The 15,208-nt window shown below is 70.1% G+C and carries 18 protein-coding genes; 12 read left to right on the top strand and 6 right to left on the bottom strand.

Features of this window, described 5'->3' with window-relative positions; genetic code table 11:
- Positions 1 to 113 precede the first annotated feature (113 nt).
- Positions 114 to 734 (top strand): hypothetical protein, encoded by a 621-nt coding sequence (locus ACPCHZ_RS22275; protein ID WP_423486736.1) that lies wholly within the window; start codon positions 114 to 116, stop codon positions 732 to 734.
- A gap of 32 nt (positions 735 to 766) precedes the next feature.
- Positions 767 to 1,081 carry a hypothetical protein gene (locus tag ACPCHZ_RS22270; protein WP_423486735.1) on the top strand — a complete coding sequence of 105 codons (315 nt, stop codon included), beginning with the start codon at positions 767 to 769 and terminating at the stop codon, positions 1,079 to 1,081.
- A gap of 1 nt (position 1,082) precedes the next feature.
- On the opposite strand, the gene ACPCHZ_RS22265 is transcribed toward ACPCHZ_RS22270, so the two are convergent.
- Positions 1,083 to 1,382, bottom strand: coding sequence for a hypothetical protein (locus ACPCHZ_RS22265; RefSeq protein ID WP_423486734.1), 300 nt, complete (start codon positions 1,380 to 1,382; stop codon positions 1,083 to 1,085).
- Between the two features lie 51 nt (positions 1,383 to 1,433).
- Here ACPCHZ_RS22265 and ACPCHZ_RS22260 point away from each other — a divergent pair, with 51 nt between their 5' ends.
- The 5 genes from ACPCHZ_RS22260 to ACPCHZ_RS22240 all read left to right on the top strand — a co-directional run bounded on the left by ACPCHZ_RS22260 (position 1,434) and on the right by ACPCHZ_RS22240 (position 7,797).
- Positions 1,434 to 1,889, top strand: a complete 456-nt coding sequence (locus tag ACPCHZ_RS22260) for a PPOX class F420-dependent oxidoreductase (protein WP_423486733.1) — start codon at positions 1,434 to 1,436, stop codon at positions 1,887 to 1,889.
- A 106-nt stretch (positions 1,890 to 1,995) separates the two neighbouring features.
- A complete protein-coding gene (locus tag ACPCHZ_RS22255) occupies positions 1,996 to 4,617 on the top strand; it encodes a LuxR C-terminal-related transcriptional regulator (RefSeq protein ID WP_423486732.1) in 2,622 nt (873 codons plus the stop codon).
- A 180-nt stretch (positions 4,618 to 4,797) separates the two neighbouring features.
- A complete protein-coding gene (locus ACPCHZ_RS22250) occupies positions 4,798 to 6,018 on the top strand; it encodes a glycosyltransferase family 4 protein (protein WP_423486731.1) in 1,221 nt (406 codons plus the stop codon).
- Positions 6,012 to 6,740, top strand: a complete 729-nt coding sequence (locus ACPCHZ_RS22245; RefSeq protein WP_364982485.1) for a class I SAM-dependent methyltransferase — start codon at positions 6,012 to 6,014, stop codon at positions 6,738 to 6,740. The genes ACPCHZ_RS22250 and ACPCHZ_RS22245 overlap by 7 nt, the downstream gene beginning before the upstream one ends.
- Positions 6,724 to 7,797, top strand: coding sequence for a prenyltransferase (locus tag ACPCHZ_RS22240; protein ID WP_423486730.1), 1,074 nt, complete (start codon positions 6,724 to 6,726; stop codon positions 7,795 to 7,797). Before ACPCHZ_RS22245 ends, ACPCHZ_RS22240 begins: the two co-directional genes overlap by 17 nt.
- 11 nt (positions 7,798 to 7,808) lie before the next feature.
- Here ACPCHZ_RS22240 and ACPCHZ_RS22235 read toward each other — a convergent pair whose 3' ends face one another.
- Entirely contained in the window at positions 7,809 to 8,489 is a 681-nt protein-coding gene (locus ACPCHZ_RS22235) for a class I SAM-dependent methyltransferase (protein WP_423486729.1), read from the bottom strand.
- A gap of 93 nt (positions 8,490 to 8,582) precedes the next feature.
- Between ACPCHZ_RS22235 and ACPCHZ_RS22230 the strand changes: the two genes are divergently transcribed.
- The gene (locus ACPCHZ_RS22230; protein WP_364982494.1) at positions 8,583 to 9,152 is read left to right on the top strand and encodes a TetR/AcrR family transcriptional regulator; all 570 of its coding nucleotides are present in this window, start codon (positions 8,583 to 8,585) and stop codon (positions 9,150 to 9,152) included.
- Here the strand turns inward: ACPCHZ_RS22230 and ACPCHZ_RS22225 are convergent.
- Positions 9,149 to 9,760 (bottom strand): TetR/AcrR family transcriptional regulator, encoded by a 612-nt coding sequence (locus ACPCHZ_RS22225; protein ID WP_423486728.1) that lies wholly within the window; start codon positions 9,758 to 9,760, stop codon positions 9,149 to 9,151. The two genes, ACPCHZ_RS22230 and ACPCHZ_RS22225, sit on opposite strands and share 4 nt — an antisense overlap.
- A gap of 97 nt (positions 9,761 to 9,857) precedes the next feature.
- Here ACPCHZ_RS22225 and ACPCHZ_RS22220 point away from each other — a divergent pair, with 97 nt between their 5' ends.
- On the top strand, positions 9,858 to 11,210 hold the full coding sequence (locus ACPCHZ_RS22220) for a cytochrome P450 (protein WP_423486727.1): 1,353 nt from the start codon (positions 9,858 to 9,860) through the stop codon (positions 11,208 to 11,210).
- Here the strand turns inward: ACPCHZ_RS22220 and msrA are convergent, their stop codons facing one another.
- Positions 11,211 to 11,726: a peptide-methionine (S)-S-oxide reductase MsrA gene (msrA, locus tag ACPCHZ_RS22215; protein WP_364982502.1), complete on the bottom strand. Its 516-nt coding sequence runs from the start codon at positions 11,724 to 11,726 to the stop codon at positions 11,211 to 11,213. It abuts the gene before it with no gap.
- Positions 11,723 to 12,193, bottom strand: coding sequence for a peptide-methionine (R)-S-oxide reductase MsrB (gene msrB / locus ACPCHZ_RS22210; RefSeq protein ID WP_423486726.1), 471 nt, complete (start codon positions 12,191 to 12,193; stop codon positions 11,723 to 11,725). Before msrB ends, msrA begins: the two co-directional genes overlap by 4 nt.
- A gap of 120 nt (positions 12,194 to 12,313) precedes the next feature.
- Between msrB and ACPCHZ_RS22205 the strand changes: the two genes are divergently transcribed.
- From ACPCHZ_RS22205 to ACPCHZ_RS22195, 3 genes are read left to right on the top strand one after another with little or no spacing between them, the layout of a single operon-like run.
- Positions 12,314 to 12,820 carry a nuclear transport factor 2 family protein gene (locus ACPCHZ_RS22205; protein ID WP_423486725.1) on the top strand — a complete coding sequence of 169 codons (507 nt, stop codon included), beginning with the start codon at positions 12,314 to 12,316 and terminating at the stop codon, positions 12,818 to 12,820.
- Entirely contained in the window at positions 12,790 to 13,848 is a 1,059-nt protein-coding gene (locus ACPCHZ_RS22200; RefSeq protein WP_423486724.1) for an NAD-dependent epimerase/dehydratase family protein, read from the top strand. Before ACPCHZ_RS22205 ends, ACPCHZ_RS22200 begins: the two co-directional genes overlap by 31 nt.
- A 34-nt stretch (positions 13,849 to 13,882) precedes the next feature.
- On the top strand, positions 13,883 to 14,701 hold the full coding sequence (locus tag ACPCHZ_RS22195; protein ID WP_423486723.1) for a class I SAM-dependent methyltransferase: 819 nt from the start codon (positions 13,883 to 13,885) through the stop codon (positions 14,699 to 14,701).
- Here ACPCHZ_RS22195 and ACPCHZ_RS22190 read toward each other — a convergent pair.
- Positions 14,689 to 15,156 (bottom strand): DUF4262 domain-containing protein, encoded by a 468-nt coding sequence (locus ACPCHZ_RS22190; RefSeq protein WP_364982517.1) that lies wholly within the window; start codon positions 15,154 to 15,156, stop codon positions 14,689 to 14,691. The genes ACPCHZ_RS22195 and ACPCHZ_RS22190 overlap by 13 nt on opposite strands.
- Positions 15,157 to 15,208 lie beyond the last annotated feature (52 nt).

Below are 15,208 nucleotides of genomic sequence, written 5' to 3'. Positions count from 1 at the left end.
CTTGCTTCTTTCTTGGGTGCTTCTCGTTGTGTTCTGACTGCTTAAACTCGCAGGTCAGGGGTTTAATTCCACTGGCAGTAATTGGTTGACCGGTGGCAGGAAGTGATCGCTCGATGGCCGACGCACCGGTGACGCCGCACACTGGAGGCGCGATGGAACTGCCGGCGCTGGGTCTTCGTCAGCGCGACGGCCTGACATGCGGTCCGGCCGTCGCCGTCGTCGCGGGCGCCCTGATGAATCCGGCCTACCGCGCAGCCCTGCTCGATCCCTCCGCACATGCCGTCACCGCGCCCGGCCGAGCGTGGTTCGCCGGTGAGCAGGGCCGCATCCACGCCGAGGTGAACCGCATCTGGCCGCGCCGGCTCGGAACCACTCCCGCCGGGATGGCCCGCGCGCTCACCACACAGGCCGCGGCCCTCGGTGTCCGGTACCGCTGGCGGCTGTGCCACGGCAGGCGCGACCGCCTCGCCGACGTGGTGGCCGCCCTCGACCGGACATATCCGGTGGCGATGCTGATCGGCAATTGGTTGCCCCGGCACTGGGTGCTGCTCGTCGACCGCGGCCCCGACGCCCTCGCGCGTGATGGTGACCATGACGGTGACGACGTGCTGCGGTGCTACGAACCGTCTTCGGGCGCCGTCGTACCGGTGCCGATGTCGGCGATCCGCGGCGCACGCCTGACGGGCCTCGGCTTCCCGCGGCCGTACGCCGTGGTGGTTCCATCCCGTCAGTGACTTCGTCGATCGTTCGAACGTATGATCGAACGGTGGGCGAGCTGAAGTCGATCGGCTACAACGGGCAGCCGACCCAACACGCCTTCCGGGCGGTCGAACCGCCGGTCACGGTCCTGGTCGACCTGGCGGCGGTGTTCCCGCGCGAGCCGCACCGCATCGGCGGGTACCAGCCCGCGGGCCTGCAGATGCACTCGGTCGTCGAAGGCCGGCTGACGTGCTGGGGCATGTGCGAGCAGGGCTACTGGTGGGGCCTGGTCACCTACGACGTCGCCTATGGACCGCGGCGAAGGCCCGTCACCCACTGGGTCCCGGCCTGGACCCTCAAGCGCAAGCCCGACGCGCGCTGAGTCATGCCGCGTGCACGGCCCTGGCGACGCGGCGCTGCGCCTCGCTGGGCGAGATCCGCAGCCGTCGCGCCAGCACCTCCGCCCAGGTGGCGCCGCCCATCCGGACCGGATTGCCGGTGGCGATCAACCGGCCGAGCAGCCGCTGCTGCAGCTCGTCGGCCAGGGCGATCGACCGGTCGAGCCTGCGTAACACCTCCTCCAATTCTCGCGGGGTCATCTCCGACAGAGGCAGCGCCGCCAGCGACCGGTCAGCGGCATCGAGCCTGTCCCAGAGCGTGGTCAACGCATCATTCGAACTCATGTTCGATACGCTAGCCGCCGCCACCGACATGCCGTCGCTAATGTCGGTCACATGGCTCCGAAGATCGCCACCGCCGACACCGTCGACCTGCCCGGCCTGCTCGACTTCGTCCGGCCGCGGCACCGCATGGTGCTCACCACGTTCCGTGCCGACGGCGGGCTGCAGAGCTCGCCGGTCACCGGCGGTGTCGACGACGACGGCCGCCTGGTGATCGCCAGCTACCCGCAGCGGGCGAAGTCGCGCAACATCGGACGCACCCCGCGCGCCAGCGTCACCGTGCTGTCGGACGACTTCAACGGCCCCTATGTCCAGGTCGACGGCGATGCCGAGGTGATCCTGCTGCCCGACGCGGTCGAGCCGCTGGTGGAGTACTTCCGGGCCGTCGCCGGCGAGCATTCCGACTGGGCGGAGTATCGCCAGGCGATGGTCGCGCAGGGCAAGTGCCTGATCAGGGTCACGCCGGTGCGGTGGGGACCCGTTGCCACGGGCGGCTTCCCGCCGGCGTAGACCGGCGCCAGGCGTCCCGCGGCGGTCGTGCGGCGGTGTGCGCCGCATCACTGTTCAACCTGCCGAATCCCCGCCCACCGATATTGACGAGGGCTATATTCAGCCTGTGATCAGCGGGAATTCGCTGATGGGGCGGGAGAATGAGCTGGCGCTCATTCGCCGTGCCCTGGGCGGGGGAGGCGGCTACGCCGGCGTGGTGATCGTCGGCGCCGCCGGCGTGGGGAAGACCAGGCTGGCGCGGGAAGTGTTGACGCGCAGCGCAACTGCGAACGACCGGGTGACCTGGGTGGTCGGCACCGAGTCGGCGCGGCCGCTGCCGCTCGGCGCGTTCAGCGCGACGATCAGCCCGGCCATGTCGGAGGCCCTGACCAGTGTGCGCCGCCTCATCAATTCGTTTGTGCCACAACATCGCCACGGCCGGGTGCTCGTCGGCGTCGACGATGCCCACCTGCTCGACGGGCTGTCCGCCCATGTCGTGCACCAGCTCGCGCAGTCGGCCGGCGTGCGGTTGGTGGTGACGGTGCGCGCCGGAGCCGACGAGCCGGACGCGGTGACCGCACTGTGGAAGGACGGGCTGCTGGCGCGGCTCGACCTCGAGCCGCTGTCGGCCGAGGCGACCAGCACGCTCATCGAGAAGACCCTGGAGGGGCCGGTCGACAGCCGCACTGCGCGGCGGTTCTGGAAGCTCACCGGCGGGAACGCGCTGTACCTGCTGCAGCTGCTCAAGGATCAGGTGGCGGCGGGCCGCATCCGCCAGGTGGCCGGGGTGTGGATGTGGGACGGCGACGTCGCCGTCTCCCAGGGCATCACCGACATGGTCGGCCGCCAGCTCGGCAGGCTCACTCCGGGGCCGGCACTCGTCGTCGACCTGCTCTCGCAGTGTGAGCCGCTGCGCGTCGACGTGCTGTGCGAGCTGGCGCAGCGCGCCGACCTGGAGACGGCCGAGCAGATGCGGCTGGTCAACGTCGAGCGGACCCCGGCGGGGCTGACCGCCCGGCTGGCGCACCCGCTCTACGGCGAACTGCGCCGGGCGGCCGCCGGCGAGATGTACCTGTCCAGCCTGCGCGGGAAGCTGGCCCGCAAGTTGGGCGAACAGCCCGACGGTGACATGCAGGCGACGGTCCGGCGCGCGCTGCTCACCCTGGAGTCCGACCTGCCGCCCGACCCGCAGCTCTACCTGCAGGCCGCCCGCCACGAGCTGGCGCTGCTCGACCCGGACGCGGCCGACCGGTTCGCCACCGCCGCAGCCGAAGCCGGTGCGCCCGAGGCCGCCCCGCTGCGGGCGATGACGATGATCCTGCTCGGCTGCGGCGACCGAGCCGAGGAGGTGCTGTCGGACATCGGCACCGGCGACCGCGCCGACAGTCACCACTGGGCGACGCTGCGGGCCGCGAACCTGACCTGGCTGCTCGGCCGGCCGCGCGACGCGGTGGCGATCCTCGAGGCGCTGGCCACGGGGCCGGAGACCGATGCCGAACTGGCGGCCCGGCTGGCCATCGAGGCGGGGGTCGACGCGGTGCTCGGCCGGTGCGTCGCCGCCGAGGAGAAGGCGAACGCGGCACTGGAATCCGGCTCGCTGACCGATCTGCACGCGATGCTGGCGTCCATCGCGCTGATGATGGCGCTCGGCGCGCTGGGCCGGGCCGATCAGATCGAGGAGCTCGCCGGGCGCGCCATCGAGCGGGCGGTCACGTCGTTCGAGTCGTCGCAGATGCGGTTCTGGTTCGGCGGGGTGCACGGCCGGGCCTGCCGTCTCAACGGCCGCATCGACGAATGTGTGCGGTGGGCCGACGAACTCACCGAGTCCGCCCGGGATGTCCCGGGCCTGGCGCATGCCAACCTGGCCTCGCTGCGGGCGCACGCGATGCTGGCGCGCGGCGCCATCCGCGACGCCGCCAAGCTGCTGCACGAGGCGCTCGCCGGGGCCGAGCAGCACGGCGTCACCAGTGGGCTGCGGGCGGCCAGCTGCTTCGGGCTCGCCGAGGCGCACGCCAAACTCGGCGAGGCCGACGCCGCGCGGCATGCGCTCGAGGAGGCGCGCCGGTGCGTGCCCGACGACTACGTGTACATGCAGACCAACCTCTCGCTGGCCACCGGATGGACCCTGGCCGCAGGCGGTGAACTCACCGAGGCCGTCAAGGTGGCCCGCGCCGCCGCGGGGGACGCCCGTGACCGCGGCCAGCCCACCCATGAGCTGGCCTGCGTGCAGGCGATCGTGCTGTGGGGAGACACGTCGATGACGGCGCGGGCCCGCGAGCTCGCCGACTCGCTGCGGCTGCCGCTGGCCGATGCGGTGGCCCGGCACGCGCAGGCGCTCGAGGCCGACGACGGACCCGGCCTGCTCGACGCGTCGATGGATTACCAGGCCAGTGGCGACCGGGCTGCCGCCGCCGACACGGCGGCCCAGGCGGCGGTCGCGTACACCCGCAGTGGGCAGAGCAGGCGCGGCAAGTACGCCGCGACGCTGGCGCAGCAGATCGCCGACGACTGCGGCGGCCTGTGCACCCCGGCGCTGCGCAATCCCGCAGGCCAACCGCTGACACAGCGGCAGCGCGAGATCGTCGAACTGGTGTGTGCCGAGCTGTCCAACCGGGAGATCGCCGAACGGCTGGTGATGTCGGTCCGCAGCGTCGAGGGCCACATCTACCGGGCCTGTCAGCGGGTCGGCGCCAGCTCACGCGAGGAGCTGGCCCGCATCATCCGCGGGGGCCCGCTCGCCGGCTGGTAGATCGGCTGGTCCGGACATCGGCCGCGGCACCGTGATAGTCAGGCGGTGAGCCGCCGCGTTGCGTCGACTAGCACGTCAAACTATAGTCTGGACACATGTCCAGAGGGTGCGGAGTCATCGCGTGACACGATTCGACGAGCTCATCGCGACGTCGCCCGTCGTCTTCGGAATCATCTAGGTATGCGGATCGCGTTGCTGTCCTACCGCAGCAAGACCCACTGCGGCGGGCAGGGAGTCTACGTCCGCCACCTCAGCCGTGGCCTGGTCGAACTCGGCCACGACGTCGAGGTGTTCTCCGGCCAGCCGTACCCCGAGGGGCTCGACCCGCGGGTGCGCCTGACGAAGGTGCCCAGCCTCGACCTCTACCGCGAGCCCGACCCGTTCCGGGTGCCGCGTCCCAGCGAGATCCGCGACCGCATCGACCTGCACGAGCTGCTGGCGACCTGGACCGCGGGCTTCCCGGAGCCGCGCACCTTCACGATGCGGGTGGCCCGGCTGCTGGCCGGCAGGCGCGACGAGTTCGACGTCGTGCACGACAACCAGAGCCTCGGCACCGGCCTGCTCGACATCGCTGCGTCGGGCCTGCCGGTGGTCGCCACCGTGCATCACCCGATCACCCGCGACAAGGTGCTCGACGTCGCCGCCGCGCGCTGGTGGCGCAAGCCGCTGGTGCGCCGCTGGTACGGCTTCGCCGAGATGCAGAAGCAGGTGGCCCGCCAGATCCCCGAACTGCTCACGGTGTCGTCGTCGTCGGCCACCGACATCGCCGACGACTTCGGCGTGGCGCCCGGCCAGCTGCACGTGGTGCCGCTGGGCGTGGACACCGAACTCTTCACCCCCGCCGCCAACCGGGTGAGCGGTCGGATCATCGCGATCGCCAGTGCCGATGTGCCGCTCAAGGGCATCAGCCACCTGCTGCACGCGGTGGCGCGGCTGCGGGTCGAGCGCAATCTCGACGTGCAGCTGGTGAGCAAGCTCGAGCCCAACGGGCCCACCGAGAAGCTGATCGCCGAGCTGGGCATCAGTGACATCGTCAACACCTCGAGCGGGCTGTCCGACTCCGAGCTGGCCGAGCTGCTGGCCTCGGCGGAGGTGGCCTGCATCCCGTCGCTCTACGAGGGCTTCTCGCTGCCCGCCGTCGAGGCGATGGCCAGCGGGACCCCGATCGTGGCCAGCCGGGCGGGCGCGCTGCCCGAGGTGGTCGGACCCGACGGTGAGTGCGCCCGCCTGGTGCGGCCGGCAGACGTCGACGAGTTGACCGCGGTGCTGGGTCAGCTGCTCGACTCCCCACTGGAGCGGCACCGCCTCGGCGCGGCAGGCAGGCGCCGGGCCCTCGAGGTGTTCAGCTGGGAATCCGTTGCCGCGCAGACTGTCTCGGTGTACAAGCGGGCGATATGCTGACCGTCGACTTCGGCAGGCTCGGTGTCGGCCCCGGCACGTCGGTGATCGACGTGGGCTGCGGTGCGGGCAGGCATTCGTTCGAGGCCTACCGGCGCGGCGCCGATGTCATCGCGTTCGACCAGAACACCGAGGACCTCAACGCCGTCGACGAGATCATGCAGGCGATGAAGGAGCAGGGCGAGGTTCCCGAGGGTGCCCGCGCCGAGGCGGTCAAGGGTGACGCGCTGGACCTGCCCTACGCCGACGGCACGTTCGACGTCGTCATCGCCTCGGAGATCCTCGAGCACGTGCCCGCCGACGACCGGGCAATCGCCGAACTGGTGCGGGTGCTCAAACCCGGTGGCTCACTGGCGATCACGGTGCCGCGGTGGCTGCCGGAGCGGATCTGCTGGCTGCTGTCGGACGAGTACCACGCGAATGAGGGCGGCCACGTCCGGATCTACCGCGCCGACGCGTTGCGCAACAAGGTGCTGTCGCACGGCCTGCGGTTCACCTTCCACCATCACGCCCATGCGCTGCACTCGCCGTTCTGGTGGCTGAAATGCGCTGTGGGAACGTCGAAGAACGACCATCCCGCGGTGGCGGCCTACCACAAGCTACTGGTGTGGGACATGGTCGACCAGCCGTGGATCACCCGGCGCGCCGAGGAAGTGCTCAACCCGCTGGTCGGCAAGAGCGTCGCTCTCTACTTTGAGAAGCCGGTGCATGTTGCGTCGGCCTGAGATCCCCGGTGTGCCCGGTGTCTTCACCCCGCAGCAGTGTCTGCAGACCGCACAGTCGATCGCGGCGACGCAGGAGAGTTCCGGCGCCATCCCGTGGTTCGACGGCGGTCACACCGACCCGTGGGACCACGTCGAGTCGGCGATGGCGCTGACCGCCGCGGGGTTGATCGAACCCGCCCGTGCCGCGTTCGAGTGGTGCCGCGACAAGCAGCGTCCCGACGGATCGTGGCCGATCCAGTTCCGCAACGGCGTGGTCGAGGATTTCAACAGCGACAGCAACTTCTGCGCGTATGTCGCCACCGGGGTGTGGCACCACCTGCTGATCACCCGTGACCGGCGGTTCGCCGAGCGGATGTGGCCGGTGGTCTCCAAGGCCGTCGACTTCGTGCTCGACCTGCAGCGGCCCAACGGCGAGATCGCCTGGGCGCGAAGCAAAGCCGGACCCGTCGATGAGGCGCTGCTGACCGGATGCGCCAGCATCCACCACAGTCTTCGGTGCGCGCTGGCGCTGGCCGACTACTTCGACGACCCGCAACCGGAGTGGGAGGTCGCGGTGGGCCGGCTCGGCCACGCGATCGTCGCGCACCCGGGATCATTCGTCCCCAAGGACCGCCACTCGATGGAGTGGTACTACCCGGTGATGTGCGGCTCGCTGCGCGGGCCCGCGGCCCTGGAACGCATCGACGACCGCTGGGACGACTTCGTGGTGCCCGGCCTGGGCATCCGCTGCGTCGACGACCGGCCGTGGGTCACCGGTGCCGAGACCTGCGAACTGGTGATGGCACTGGACGCCATCGGGGATGCGCGACGCGCGCACGAGCAGTTCGCGGCCATGCATCATCTGCGGGAACGCGACGGCTCGTACTGGACCGGACTGGTGTTCGCCGACGGCAAGCGCTGGCCGGAGGAGCGCACCACGTGGACCGGTGGCGCGGTGATCCTGGCCGCGGATGCGTTGTCGCGCACCACACCCGGCTCAGGCATCTTCCGGGCCGCCGATCTGCCGCGTGGCCTCGAGGACGAATTCGACTGCGCCTGCGCCGACACCCGGCGCTGACGGCGCCTCGGTCAGAGCGAACCCGGCTGCCCGCCGGTCCTTTCCAGCACCCGCATGGATCCCATCGCCGACACTTCGGTGAAGTCGCCGGTGTCGAGGGCGCGGCGGTAGATGTGGAACGGCGCCTGGCCGCCGTCGCGGGGATCGGGGAACACGTCGTGGATGATCAACCCGCCGCCGACGTCGACCCAGCGGGCCCAGCCGTCGAAGTCGCGCTGCGCGGCCTCCTCGGTGTGGCCGCCGTCGATGAACAACAGCCGCAACGGTGTTCGCCAGCCGGTGGCCACCACGGTGGACTTGCCGACGATCGCGACCACGTGCTCGTCCAGCCCGGCCGCGTCCAGTGTGTGGCGCAGCGTGGGCAGCGTGTCGAACAGTCCGGTGACCGGGTCGACCATGCCGCTGTCGTGGTACTCCCAGCCCGCCTGGTGCTCCTCGGAGCCGTGGTGGTGATCGATGGTGTAGACGACGGCGCCGGCTTCCTGCGCTGCGGCGCCGAGCATCACCGTCGACTTGCCGCAGTACGTGCCGATCTCGACGCCGACGCCGCCGGGCAGGTACCGCACCGCCGCGTCGTAGAGCGCCCGGCCCTCGTCGGCAGGCATGAAGCCGGTGACGTTCTCGGCGAGGGCGAAAAGCTGCGCGGCCCGCGGCGGCAGGGCGGTCCCGGTGACGGATTCGGTGGTCCTCATGGTCTCAACTTAGCCGTCGGCCAGGCGCGGCCCACGCGGAGTGGGCGGCTCGGCCGTTGCTGGCCCTCCGGGGTTGTAGTAGCGTCCGGACATGTGTCCGATCCGGCTTTGGAGTCGACTCGGCGCCGATTGACCGCCAAACAGGCCGACACCGTCGACCGGCTCGGCCGCGCGGCGGTGGACATCCTCGGCAGGGACGGATTCGCGGGCCTGACCGTACGCCGAGTGGCCGCCGAGGCCGGGGTCGGCGCGGCCACCGCCTACACCTACTTCTCATCCAAGGAACACCTTGTCGCCGAGGTGTTCTGGCGCCGCCTCGCCGCGTCTCCGGCCGCTGATCACGGTTCGCCGGAACCCGCCGCACGGGTGATCGAGGTGCTGCAGCACATCGCGCTGCTGGTGGCCGACGAACCCGAATTCGCCGGGGCGGTCACCAATGCGCTGCTCGGCCGCGACCCCGACGTCGAGGTGCTGCGTCAGCGCATCGGGCGCGACGTCCGCGACCGGCTCGTCACCGCGCTCGGGCCGGACACCGACTACGACGTCATCGAGTCTCTCGAGTTGCTCTACGTCGGCGCACTGGTGTGGGCCGGGATGGGGTATTCGTCCTACGCCGACATGACCGAACGGCTCACCAAGTCGGCACGGCTCATCCTGGGTTAAGGCGCCTGCGGGCCGAGGATCGCCGTCGAGGCCGCGACCGCCGGATCGACGATCGCCCGGACGTCACCGCCGTCTTCCACCAGCACGGCCGTCAGCTCACGCAGGCCGCCGAGCAGGATGACCGCCAGCGGCCTCGGCACCACGGGAAGGCCCGCGCGCTGGAACCCGGGGCTGCTGCTCAGGTCGACGAGCATGTCGGTCAGGTGCTCCATGGCCAGCCGGTGCAGCGGCGCGGCGACCACCCCGAGCCCGGGCAGTTCGCGGATCCAGCTCAGTGTGACCGCCGGCCGCGACTCGATGTGGGCGACGTAGGCGTCCACGGCCTGCCGGATCTGCTCCTGCCAGGCCGCCTCGGGGTCGACAGCGGCCCGGATCCGGTTGACCAGCGCCTCGTTGTTGGCGCGCAGGAGTTCGATGAAGCAGTCCTCTTTGGTGCCGAACAGGCCGTAGAACGTCCGCTTGGACGTGCGCGCGTGCCGCACGATGTCCGACACCGTGGTGTCGCGGTAGCCGCGTTCGGCGACCGAGGCGGCCAGCCCGTCGAGCAACCGGCCGCGGAAGGAGTCGGTGGCCCCGGCGCGGGCCTCGTCGTCGACTGAGGTCGTCATGTCCCTCCCGCTGCTCTTGCGCGTGCTGGTACCAACCGGTACCGTACTCCACACATCCACGGTACATCGCAGTACCAACCGGGGTCTGGAGTCCTGAATGAGCGAAGCGACCACCACCGAACACCCCGTCTCGGCGTCTCAGGGTGCGAATCTGCCGCCCACGGTGCGTGTTCCCAAGCTGCTCCAGGGCGTGGTGTACGTGCTCGCCCGGCGTCAGCTGATCGACCGCCTGACACGACGGCACGGAGCCGCGTACGTCACCAACATCCCGATGTTCGGCAAGACGGTGATCCTCACCGATCCGGCGCTGGCCAAGCAGGTCTTCACCACCAGTCCCGACGAACTCGGCAACGTCCAGCCGAACCTCAGTCGGATCTTCGGCCCCGGATCGGTGTTCGCACTCGACGGCGACGACCACCGCACGCGACGCAAGCTGCTCACCCCGCCGTTCCACGGCAAGGCGATGAAGAACTACGAGGCGATCGTCGAGGAGGAGACGCGCCGCGAGATGGCGTCGTGGCCCGACGGCCGGCCGTTCGAGACGCTGGAACCGATGATGCGGATCACGCTCAACATCATCCTGCGCGCCATCTTCGGGGCCGACGGCGCCGAACTCGACCGGCTCCGCGAGGTGATCCCGCCGTGGGTGACGCTGGGCTCGCGCCTCGTCGTCTTCCCCGAGCCGGCCCGCGACCTCGGGCCGCTGAGCCCGTGGCGACGCCTGCACGACTACCGGCGAACCTACGAGTCGGTGATCGACACCCTGATCGCACAGGCCAGGGCCGACGAGCACTTCGACGAGCGCACCGACGTGCTGTCGCTGTTCCTGCGCAGCGCGTATGAAGACGGTTCGACGATGACGCCGAGTGAGATCGGCGACGAGCTGCTCACCCTGCTCGCCGCCGGGCACGAGACCACCGCGTCGACCCTGGCGTGGGCGTTCGAGCGGATCAGCCGTCATCCCGCGGTGCTCGCCGAACTGGAGGCCGAGGCGCAGACCGACGGCAACGAGTACCGCCAGGCCACCATCCTCGAGGTGCAGCGGTCGCGCACCGTGATCGACTTCTGCGGACGGCATGTCTGGGCGCCGATGGTGCAGATCGGCCAGTGGCGGATCCCGCGCGGCTACTCGGTGCTGGTGAGCATCAACCAGTTGCACGCCAACACCGAGGAGTTCCCGGACCCGCAGCGGTTCGACCCCACGCGGTTCGTCGGCAAGCGGCCCAACATGTTCGCCTGGGCGCCGTTCGGCGGCGGCACCCGCCGATGCGTGGGCGCCGCCTTCGCCAACATGGAGATGGACGTCGTCCTACGAACGGTGTTGCGGCACTTCGTCGTCGACACCACGGCTGCGCGCGACGAGAAGGTGCACTCCCGCGGGGTGGCGTTCACCCCGAAGGATGGCGGCCGGGTGGTCATGCGCCACCGGCCGACACCCCTGGGGTCCTGACTACGTCGTCGCGTCGGCCCGCTTGGGCAGCTTCCAGTCCGGCCGCGGGAAGTGGCACGTGTAGCCCCACGGCAGCCGCTCCAGGTAGTCCTGGTGCTCGGGCTCGGCCTCCCAGAAATCACTGGCGGGCGTCACCTCGGTGACCACCTTGCCGGGCCACAGCCCTGAGGCGTCGACGTCGGCGATCGTGTCGAGTGCGACGCGCTTCTGCTCGTCGTCGACGTAGAAGATCGCCGACCGGTAGCTGGTGCCGACGTCGTTGCCCTGCCGGTTCTTCGTGGTGGGGTCGTGGATCTGGAAGAAGTACTCCAGCACTGCCCGGTAGTCGGTCTTCGCCGGGTCGTAGACGATCTCGATCGCCTCGGCGTGGCCGGGATGGTTGCGGTAGGTCGCGTTGGCGTTCTGCCCGCCGGTGTAGCCGACGCGGGTCGAGACCACCCCGGGCTGCTTGCGGATCAGATCCTGCATGCCCCAGAAACAGCCGCCGGCCAGGATCGCCTTCTCGGTGGTGCTCATGCCTGTGCCTCCTGTGTGAAGAGCTGCCGGTACTCGCCGTATCCCTCGGCCTCGAGGTCGTCGAGATGGACGAATCTCAGCGAAGCCGAGTTGATGCAGTAGCGCAACCCGCCTGCCTCGCGCGGCCCGTCGTTGAACACGTGCCCGAGGTGGCTGTCGCCGTGCGCGGACCGGACCTCGGTGCGGATCATCAGGTGGCTGAAGTCCCGCTTCTCTTGGACATTCGACGCGCCGTTCTCGCTCCTCAGCGGTTTGGTGAAGCTCGGCCACCCGCTGCCACTCTCGAACTTGTCCGTCGAGGCGAACAACGGCTCACCGGACACCACGTCCACGTAGATACCCGGTTCGTGGTTGTCCCAGTACTCACCGGTGAACGGCCGCTCCGTGCCGTTGCGCTGCGTCACCTGGTACTGCTCCGGCGACAATGCGTCGACCGCCGCCGGGTTCTTGTGATAAGTCCTGCTCATCTGTCCCTTTCTACTCTTCGGGGCACGAGCTACAACCTCGGGAATGGTTCGGATAGTCCCGGCGCGGCCCGGACCGCGGCGGACCTCGACAACCCGGGTAGAACGTGTTCTAGTTTGGTGGTGACGGGCAGCACCTTCAGCCGCGACGAACTCGTCGCCGCCTTCGCCGACTTCGAGAAGACCGTCGACGCCGCCGCGCAGACCCGCAACTGGGATCCGTGGGTCGACCAGTACAGCGAGGACATCGTCTACGTCGAACACGCCGCCGGCACCATGCGCGGCCGCGAGCAGGTCCGCGACTGGATATGGAAGACGATGGAAGCCTTCCCCGGCAGCTACATGACGTCGTTCCCGTCGCTGTGGACGGTCTACGACGAGTCGACCGCCCGGGTGATCTGCGAGCTCGACAACCCCATGCGCGACCCCGGCGACGGCAGCGTCATCAGCGCCACCAACATCTCGATCGTCACCTACGCCGGCGACGGCAAGTGGCGCCGCCAGGAGGACATCTACAACCCGCTGCGGTTCGTGTCGGCGGCCACCAAATGGTGCAGGAAGGCTCAGCAACTGGGCACCCTGCCCGACGAGGCGGCCGCATGGCTGACGACGTTCGGCGGCGCCCGGTGACCCGCGCGCTGGTCATCGGCGCGAACGGCTACCTCGGCTCGCACGTGACGCGCCGGCTGGTCGCGGCGGGCCAGGACGTCCGCGTGATGGTGCGCGACGGCGCCAAGACCATCGGCATCGACGACCTGCAGGTCGAGCGGTTCGTCGGCGACATCTGGAGCGACGACGTCCTGCGCGAGGCGATGACGGGTTGCCAGGACGTCTACTACTGCGTGGTCGACACCCGGGGCTGGCTGCGCGATCCGGCGCCGCTGTTCCGCACCAACGTCGAGGGCACCCGCAACGTGCTCGAGGTCGCCGCGCAGGTGCACGACGCCCATCCGCTGCGGCGCTTCGTCTTCACCAGCAGCTACGTCACCGTGGGCAGGAAGCGGGGCCGCGTCGCCACCGAGGACGACGTCATCGGCGAGGCACAGCGCAAGCGCCTGACGCCCTATGTCCGGTCCCGCCTGCAGGCCGAGGAGCTCGTGCTGGACTACGCGCGCCGCCGGGGCCTGCCCGCCGTGGCGATGTGCGTGTCGACGACCTACGGCGCGGGCGACTGGGGCCGCACCCCACACGGTGCGATCATCGCGGGCGCCGCGTTCGGGAAGCTGCCGTTCGTGATGGGCGGTATCGAACTGGAGGCGGTCGGGGTCGACGACGCCGCCCGCGCGATGATCCTGGCCGCGGAGAAGGGCCGTCCGGGCGAGCGGTACCTGATCTCCGAGAAGATGATCAGCAACGCCGAGGTGGTGCGCATCGCCGCCGAGGCGGCAGGTACCCCGCCGCCGACGAAGTCCGTGCCACTGGCGCTGTCCTACGCGATGGCCGCCATGGGCAGCGCGAAGGCCCGGTTGCGCGGCACCGACGAGCGGCTGTCCATGGGCTCGCTGCGGCTCATGCGGGCCGAGGCCGACGTCGACCACAGCAAGACGGTGCGCGAGCTCGGCTGGCAGCCCCGGCCGGTCGAGGAGTCGATCCGGGAGGCCGCGCGGTTCTGGGTGGAGCTGCGAAAAGCCAAGCGCAAAGCCGGATCCGCGGGCTGAACGACGCGCCCGCGGGTGGGCTACCGTCGACGTCATGACCGACAAGACGAGGGTCGACCTGACCGGTGCGCCGGAGACCATGCTGGCGACGCTGTACGCCAAGGCGCTCGACGCCGGGGCCGCCGACTCCGCCCTGCACGACCACCTCGCCGCGGACATCGTCGCGCAGATCGACTACGACTGGGCGAAGACCGGGATGACGCCGGGCAATGCGCCCAGTGTCGCGTTGCGCTCCAAGCACTTCGACACCTGGGCGGGGCAGTTCCTCGCGGTACATCCCGACTCGGTGGTGGTGCACCTCGGCTGCGGGCTGGACAGCCGCTTCTTCCGGCTGGCGCCCGGGCCGGGCGTCGAGTGGTACGACGTCGACTATCCCGACGTGATCGCGCTGCGCGAGCGGTTCTATCCGCAGCCCGAGCACTACCACCTGGTCGCGGCGTCGGTCACCGATCCGGCGTGGCTCGCCTCGATCACGGCGGACCGGCCGACCCTGATCCTGGGCGAGGGGCTGACCATGTACCTGACCGAGGCGGACGGGGTGGCGCTGCTGCGCCGGCTGGTGGCCCACTTCCCCTCGGGTGAACTGCAGTTCGACGCGTTCAACCGGCTGGGGATCCGGTCGCAGTGGACCAACACCGTGGTGCGTCGCTCGGGGTCGACACTGCACTGGGCGATCGACAGGCCCGCCGACATCCTCGACGCCGTGCCCGGAACCCGGCTGCTGGCGTGGGTGCCGGTGTTCGAATCCGACGCGTTCTCGCCACTGAGTGCCGGCTACCGGGTGATGGCGACGGTGATGAACCGGGTGCCCGGGCTCCGCACAATGGCGCAGTTCCACCGCTACGCGTTCTGAGTGCGCGGTCCCAGTACCGGTTGCCTGCGGCCGCCGGGGTTGAAGTCGGCCGACCACGGCCAGCGCCCCCGCCGGTCCGACCACACCAGCTGAAGCGCCCGCACATCAGCGCCGTAGAGGTTGATCGCCATGCCGAGGTGGGCGTCGGGCTGCGCCACTTCGACCACCTCGAGCAGGACCCCGTCGGGCAGTTCGATCTCGTCGCCCGGGGCCGGGGGTTCCTCACACACGCAGTAGTCGGCGACGGTGTTGAGCACCTGCAGTGCCCGGGGCGGGTCCACACCGGTGACGAGCAGTTCCGGGAGCCCGCACTCGTGCAGACCCACGGTGTAGGAGAACGGATTACGTTCGCTCTCGACGAACTGAACCGCCCAACCGTGCTCGACGACCTTGTCGTACAGCACGTCGAGGTAGTCGGCGAGCGAGGCCTCGGGGTGATCGCACTGCCAGCACATCGGCGGCGTCCTTTCGTCAGTGGTACCTGCCCTCAGCGTGCACCCGGGGTCT

The organism is Mycobacterium sp. NPDC050041 (assembly GCF_049541695.1).
In the GTDB taxonomy this organism is placed as follows: domain Bacteria; phylum Actinomycetota; class Actinomycetes; order Mycobacteriales; family Mycobacteriaceae; genus Mycobacterium.
Note: the sequence above shows the minus strand (reverse complement) of the source record. Positions and strands in the feature narration are given on the sequence as shown.

What these genes read in the sequence shown, in the direction of transcription:
- ACPCHZ_RS22275 (WP_423486736.1), top strand. Translation starts at nt 114, where the DNA reads ATGGCCGACGCACCGGTGACGCCGCACACTGGAGGCGCGATGGAACTG.
- ACPCHZ_RS22260 (WP_423486733.1), top strand. Translation starts at nt 1,434, where the DNA reads ATGGCTCCGAAGATCGCCACCGCCGACACCGTCGACCTGCCCGGCCTG.
- msrB (WP_423486726.1), bottom strand. Translation starts at nt 12,193, where the DNA reads ATGAGCAGGACTTATCACAAGAACCCGGCGGCGGTCGACGCATTGTCG.
- ACPCHZ_RS22245 (WP_364982485.1), top strand. Translation starts at nt 6,012, where the DNA reads ATGCTGACCGTCGACTTCGGCAGGCTCGGTGTCGGCCCCGGCACGTCG.
- ACPCHZ_RS22195 (WP_423486723.1), top strand. Translation starts at nt 13,883, where the DNA reads ATGACCGACAAGACGAGGGTCGACCTGACCGGTGCGCCGGAGACCATG.
- ACPCHZ_RS22265 (WP_423486734.1), bottom strand. Translation starts at nt 1,382, where the DNA reads ATGAGTTCGAATGATGCGTTGACCACGCTCTGGGACAGGCTCGATGCC.
- ACPCHZ_RS22190 (WP_364982517.1), bottom strand. Translation starts at nt 15,156, where the DNA reads ATGTGCTGGCAGTGCGATCACCCCGAGGCCTCGCTCGCCGACTACCTC.
- ACPCHZ_RS22200 (WP_423486724.1), top strand. Translation starts at nt 12,790, where the DNA reads ATGGCTGACGACGTTCGGCGGCGCCCGGTGACCCGCGCGCTGGTCATC.
- ACPCHZ_RS22250 (WP_423486731.1), top strand. Translation starts at nt 4,798, where the DNA reads ATGCGGATCGCGTTGCTGTCCTACCGCAGCAAGACCCACTGCGGCGGG.
- msrA (WP_364982502.1), bottom strand. Translation starts at nt 11,726, where the DNA reads ATGAGCACCACCGAGAAGGCGATCCTGGCCGGCGGCTGTTTCTGGGGC.
- ACPCHZ_RS22235 (WP_423486729.1), bottom strand. Translation starts at nt 8,489, where the DNA reads ATGAGGACCACCGAATCCGTCACCGGGACCGCCCTGCCGCCGCGGGCC.
- ACPCHZ_RS22225 (WP_423486728.1), bottom strand. Translation starts at nt 9,760, where the DNA reads ATGACGACCTCAGTCGACGACGAGGCCCGCGCCGGGGCCACCGACTCC.
- ACPCHZ_RS22220 (WP_423486727.1), top strand. Translation starts at nt 9,858, where the DNA reads ATGAGCGAAGCGACCACCACCGAACACCCCGTCTCGGCGTCTCAGGGT.
- ACPCHZ_RS22240 (WP_423486730.1), top strand. Translation starts at nt 6,724, where the DNA reads ATGTTGCGTCGGCCTGAGATCCCCGGTGTGCCCGGTGTCTTCACCCCG.